Below are 6,056 nucleotides of genomic sequence, written 5' to 3'. Positions count from 1 at the left end.
CCTACAAGCAAAAACACGAGGAAAGATGACGGGCGACGGGCGCTTGCCGCATCGGTTGCAGACCAGACCTGCAAGCGCCTAAGCCCGAATCCGCGCCCCCTTCGCGGATGATTGACAAGAAAACAGAGAACTCGGAACCAACACCGATCCAAAAGCACTCGGTAAACAACACACAAACACGTCGACTCGTGAACAACCGTCTTACCTGTGTCAGCGCCGGTTTTCCGGCGCTGACCTTGTTGGGGCGCTGGGCGGGATACAGCCCCGCCCAGCGCAAGCATTCAGTCAGAAACTTTTAACAACACACTGATTAACATGGTGAATTCAGTTGGACCCCAACAGGGGGTCTTGCTTTTCGTCGACCCCATTCCCGCGGCATATTCAGGGTATAGGTCCTGATTTTTCGCGGGGCTGAAGCTTTGGTCTGGCATCGAACTCATCATTAATGAACGCTGTTCAGTTAAATTGCACTGGACGATGCGAGTCGTCAAGGGTATTTTTTAACAGTGTTCAATAAAGGTAAAAAATATGAGCAGACCGTCCCGACAACCGCGTGAAGAACTGCGTAAGGCGATCATCGATGCAGCCAAAGGCATCCTGGATCGTGACGGCGTGGAGGGGTTGAGCGCGCGAGGTATTGCCAAGGAGATCGGCTATACAGCAGCGTCGATTTATAACGTCTTTGAGGCGATGTCCGACATCTTGATGGAGGTCAACCGCGAGACTTTGGTCGAACTCGAGGACATGTTTAACACCTTGCCGCCTGCTTCGGCGCCCCAAGACAGGCTGCGCGCGCTATGCGAAAGCTATGTTGATTTCATGAAGGCCAATCCGGCGCGCTGGAATGCGCTGTTTGCCGGGCGTCGCGAGCGCGAAACCTTTCCAGAGTGGTATGGTGGTGCAATCGAAGGGCTTAAGCAAAGGTTGGCTGCATTGCTGATCGAATGCGCACCAGGCGTCGAGGCGGCACGGGCCGGGGCATTGGCTGAGACATTGTTTATCGCGATACATGGCCTGGTCTCGCTGGATGTCGGGCGGCGACTGGATATTTTCACCCAACGATCCGCGCGAGAAATCGCCGCCCTGGCCCTAGAGGTCACATTGGCGTCGCTTCCGCAGAAAGGTTAAGCCCGCGCTCTCTGCAGGCCCATTGCCGAGCAGAGAGCGGCGATCTGAGCCGGGTCAGGAAACGGCGACATTGTCGATCAGGCGAACATCTTCCAGCCATACCGCAGCAAGCAGGCGCCCCGGTCGTCCCTTCTGATAGGGGCCAAGTGTTTCACTGTCACATAGTTCAAGATAATCGACCGGGCCCAATCCGCAGGCCTTCAGGCGTCGACGGGCCGCTGCCAATGTCTCGTCGATTGGCGCGCCGCCCTCGATGGCTTTGGCTGCCGCAAGAAGTCCGCTGGGAAGGGCCGTTGCAAGTTCGAGGGCATCCGCTGAAAGGCGTTGATTGCGCGAGGAAAGAGCCAATCCATCCGGATTGCGCAACGAAGGGCAGGCGACGATTTCGACGGGCAGATGCAGATCGCGCACCAGCTGTTTCACGACTTGCAACTGCTGCCAGTCTTTTTCGCCGAAAAACGCCCGGTCAGCTTGGGTCATATTCAGCAATAATGTCACGACCGTGGCGACGCCGTCGAAGTGGCCAATGCGGTGCGCCCCCTCAAGAGGCGTGCTGACGCCTGTGACCGAAACCGTGGTCGCGTGCCCGGCAGGATAGACGGTTTCCCCATCAGGCACGAACAGTGCATCGACGCCATAGGGACCCAAAATTTGCGCGTCTTCCTCTTCGGTTCTTGGGTAACGCGCGAAGTCTTCGGGGCTGTTAAACTGACGTGGATTGACGAAAAGAGTGACGATCACATGATCGCAGCTGGCCTTTGCCGCCTGCACCAGGCTGAGATGCCCCTGATGCAGGGCGCCCATGGTCGGCACAACGCCGATGGTTTCGCCTTTGGCGCGCCAGGCGCGCGTCAGCTGGCGCAGTTCTGGAAGGCTGCGGATGATCGGTGCGCTCATGCGGATTTTCCTTGGGCGGCAAAGACATGTTCGGGTGCAGGAAAGCGTCTGTCGCGCACCTCATTGGCATAGTCTTGGATCGCGCTGGCTGCGTCCTGGCCAAGTTCGGCATAGCGTTTGACGAATTTCGGACGAAACTCGGTGAAAATGCCCAAGGCATCATCAATCACCAGCACCTGACCGTCACAATCCACGCCAGCCCCGATGCCAATGGTGGGCACGGCAATTTCCTTGGTAATCCGTGCGCCAAGGGCGGCCGGCAGCTTTTCCAGCACGACGGCAAAGGCCCCGGCTGCGGCCAGGGCCGCGGCATCTGCGGCCACACGATCCCCATCCTCGCCGCGCCCCTGCACCTTATAGCCGCCCAGGGTATTGACCGCCTGAGGCGTCAGCCCGACATGGCCCATGACCGGAATGCCGCGCTGCACCAAAAAAGCAACCGTTGGCGCCATATGCTGGCCGCCCTCTAGCTTGACGGCGTGGCATCCGGTCTCTGCCAGCAGTCTGGCGGCATTGCGAAAGGCTTGTTCGGGGCTTTCCTCATAACTGCCAAAGGGCAAATCGATCACCAGACAGGCACGTGTGGTGCCGCGTGCAACCGCCTTGCCATGCAAGATCATCATGTCCATCGTGACACCAAGGGTCGATGGCAACCCATGCAGGACCATGCCCACGCTGTCGCCGACAAGGATAAGATCGCATGATTTGTCGACCAGCTTGGCCATCGGCGTGGTATAGGCGGTCAGGCAAACGATTGGCGTGGCGCCTTTGCGGGCGCGAATATCCGATGGGGTCAGCTGCCCTTTGGGTTCAGAGTTTGCACTCATTTCGCAGTTTCCTTGTACTGTGGCGGCAGGGCTGACGGCTGTGCATGGTCTGGGACATGACGAGAAGCGATCAGATCGATTGGGCAGACGTCTGGGCAGGTTTCGGGCAGGGCAGGGCGGTGGTGGCCACTGTTTAACCTTACGTAAAGTTGAAAATCTACTCCAAAGGCAGATCTTACTTTCTGGGGACTTAACGCGCGGGTGATCTTGGCGCGAGCCAACGGCTGGTAAGGTGCGAAAGCCGTGCTTGGGGGCGGACATCATGGAAATCGGTGGGCGCGTGGCCATGTGTCGCGCGTTGGGGGCCATGCCATTTCGCGCGACGAGACCCATAAACTGGGCTTGCCTTCCGCCCGATCTCGGACATTCTGGCTTCAGACGTGCGACGACTCGTATTCACATCCGCAGGCCCAGTGATGTCTTGACCAGCTTTCATCTTTCATCGCCGAAACCTGCCTTCCGCCCGCTGTCCAGTTGGGGCCAACTCCCTTTCCATTGGCGCGTGCACACCGACCCATACCCTACCGGAGCCGCTTCATGACCCGATCGAACTCGACTGCCGCGCGTGACATTGCGCATCACCTTCACCCCTATACCAATGCCGCGCGCCATGCCGAAGTCGGCCCGATCGTGATCGAGCGGGGCGAGGGGGTGTATGTCTATGATGATCAGGGAAAGCGTTACCTTGAGGGGCTGGCTGGCCTGTGGAGCGTGGCCGTCGGCTTTGGTGAAAAACGCCTTGTCGAGGCCGCGACCCGCCAGCTGGAACGTCTGCCTTACTATCATACTTTTGCGCATAAATCGAACATGCCCGCAATCGAACTGGCTGAAAAGCTTGCGGAAATGGCGCCAGAGGGGCTGAACCACGCCTTTTTCACCAATTCGGGTTCCGAGGCGAATGACACGATCATCAAGCTGGTTTGGTATTACAACAACGCGCTTGGTCGCCCGGAAAAGAAGAAATTTCTGGCCCGGAACGGTGGGTATCACGGGGTAACGGTGGCCTCGGCCAGCCTGACCGGTCTGGTAAACAACCACCGCGACTTTGATCTGCCTGCCATTCCGGTGCGTCATCTGACCTGCCCGCATTTCTATCGCTACGGCCTGCCTGACGAAACCGAGGCCCAGTTCGTCGATCGCCTGGCGGCAGAGCTGGAAGAGGTCATTCGCGAAGAGGGGGCCGACACCATTGCCGCCTTTATCGGCGAGCCACTGATGTCAGCGGGTGGCGTGATCCCCGCCCCCGAAGGCTATTGGGCGCGGGTGCAGCAGATCTGCCGTCAGCACGATATTTTGGTCGTCGCCGACGAGGTCATCACCGGATTTGGTCGTTTGGGCACGCCGTTTGGCTCGACCTATTATGGAATCAAACCGGATCTGATGGCGCTCTCCAAGCAGATCACCTCGTCCTATCAACCACTGGCGGCAGTGATGATCTCGGATGAAATCTTCGAGGTGGTCGCGGATAACAGCGGCAAGATCGGTACCTTTGGCCATGGCTATACCGCCTCGGGGCATCCGGTTGCGACGGCCGTGGGGCTGGAAAACCTGAAGATCATCGAAGAACGCGGGCTGATCGAAAATGCGGCAAAAGTCGGTGCGGTTCTGCAAAAGCGCCTGCGTGCATTGGCCGATCACCCTCTGGTCGGAGAGGTTCGGGGCGTTGGCCTGATCGCTGCGGTCGAGCTGGTGGCCAATAAAGAAACCAAGGAAAAGTTTGCCCAACCCGGTAAGGTCGGCGGCTATTTCTTTGCCCGCGCCCATCATCACGGCCTGATCGTGCGCAATATTCTTGACACACTGGCCTTTTGCCCGCCGCTGATCATCACCGAAGCGCAGGTCGATGAGATGGTCCGCGCCTTCGAGGCAACCTTGCAAGATACGGCAGATTGGATCGCTGCGGGTCAACCGGCGGTGTGATTTGCTGGCCCGTGACCAGTCATCAGGGCGCGGGCCTGTGTGCAAGGACATGGCAGCGTCCCCTTTGGGGCGCTGCCTTTGACATGATAGCGATGGCAGATCAGCGGGTGAGGCAAGTCAGAAGGTGAGGCAGGATTGGGCAGATGGGCGTCGGCTGGCGCAGGCTTTGGGGCTGGCCAATGGAATGAGCCTGGCCCTAAACCCGGTGACCCCTGACTATGCCGAGGCCATTCCGATGGCCTTGAGCAAAGCCGTACCCAAGCGGCGCGCCGAATTTGCCGCAGGGCGGCGCGCGGCCCGTGCAGCGCTGCTTGCGGGGGGCTGGCCCGTGGACAAAAACGATCCTGATGCGGCAAAGCCGGCTGCGTTGCTGCATGGTTGCGCCGGGCAGGGCAAGACGGAACTGGATCGGTTGGGGCGTGATGGGGCAGCTCTGGATGACAAGGGCCAGATTGCGACATTGGGTATCGGGGCGGATGGTCTGCCGATGTGGCCTCGGGGCGTTTTGGGCAGCATCTCGCATTGTCGCGATCTGGCGGGGGCGCTGGTGGGGCCTTCTGCCTGTTTGCAGCTATTGGGTCTGGATATCGAGGAAATCCTTACGCCCGATCAGGCCCTAGAGATCGCGCCGATGGTAATGCCCGAAGCGCAGCCCATGGCGTCTGACGCGGCGATGGCCTTGAACGTCACCCGCGTCTTTTCCGCGAAAGAGGCGCTGTTCAAAGCGCTTTTCCCCCATATCCGACAGATCAAAGAATTCTCGGCGGCCCGCGCGCTGTGGCAGGGCTCGAACTTGTCTTTGGTCTTGACCGAGGATTGGGGCGATTATGGCCGAAATCAAACTTTCGCGGTACACCAAGATTGCGGTCCCGCGCATGTCATCACTGCGATTTGGCGCTAAGCCCGGACAGCTTTGGCCCATTTTGTCGGCCCGTTTCTGACATATTCCAACCCTAGCCACTGTTTCGCGGTTTTGTAACAAATCGGGTGAAAAGTGACGAAAACGGCCCAATAAGGGCCGCATTTGTCGCTAAATCGCGCTAAAATCGCCTTATGAAAGTGATCTGGATGTTAAGAACGGACTGGCTCTTGCGTGTCAGGCTGCTATTCTGACTGGAACTGCCCGCATCAGCAGCCCTCAACCCAAAGACGCCCCTCATTAAGCAGGAGTTGATCTGGGTCGGGGCGAGGATAACGGCCATTGAACAGCTGAGACTGGCTTCCTATTTTAGCAGCCAGCAGGGATCGCGCACTGCCGCTTTTGGGGTCGTGATCTTTGGCGAG

General features: G+C 58.8%; 5 protein-coding genes. 3 read left to right on the top strand and 2 right to left on the bottom strand.

Annotation, left to right across the window (positions count from 1 at the left end; genetic code table 11):
- The first annotated feature begins 528 nt into the window (after positions 1-528).
- Positions 529-1,128, top strand: coding sequence for a TetR/AcrR family transcriptional regulator (locus RTS12_RS19645; protein ID WP_312531634.1), 600 nt, complete (start codon positions 529-531; stop codon positions 1,126-1,128).
- 54 nt (positions 1,129-1,182) lie between these two features.
- On the opposite strand, the gene panC is transcribed toward RTS12_RS19645, so the two are convergent.
- Entirely contained in the window at positions 1,183-2,025 is an 843-nt protein-coding gene (gene panC / locus RTS12_RS19640; RefSeq protein WP_312531631.1) for a pantoate--beta-alanine ligase, read from the bottom strand.
- Complete coding sequence (gene panB, locus RTS12_RS19635; protein ID WP_312531628.1) at positions 2,022-2,852, bottom strand: 3-methyl-2-oxobutanoate hydroxymethyltransferase; 831 nt, start codon at positions 2,850-2,852, stop codon at positions 2,022-2,024. The genes panC and panB overlap by 4 nt, the downstream gene beginning before the upstream one ends.
- A 537-nt stretch (positions 2,853-3,389) precedes the next feature.
- Between panB and RTS12_RS19630 the strand changes: the two genes are divergently transcribed.
- Entirely contained in the window at positions 3,390-4,772 is a 1,383-nt protein-coding gene (locus tag RTS12_RS19630; RefSeq protein WP_312531623.1) for an aspartate aminotransferase family protein, read from the top strand.
- 124 nt (positions 4,773-4,896) lie between these two features.
- Entirely contained in the window at positions 4,897-5,673 is a 777-nt protein-coding gene (locus RTS12_RS19625; protein ID WP_312531621.1) for a 4'-phosphopantetheinyl transferase superfamily protein, read from the top strand.
- Positions 5,674-6,056 lie beyond the last annotated feature (383 nt).

Source organism: Paracoccus sp. (in: a-proteobacteria), from assembly GCF_032007265.1.
Taxonomy (GTDB): Bacteria; Pseudomonadota; Alphaproteobacteria; order Rhodobacterales; family Rhodobacteraceae; genus Paracoccus.
Note: the sequence above shows the minus strand (reverse complement) of the source record. Positions and strands in the feature narration are given on the sequence as shown.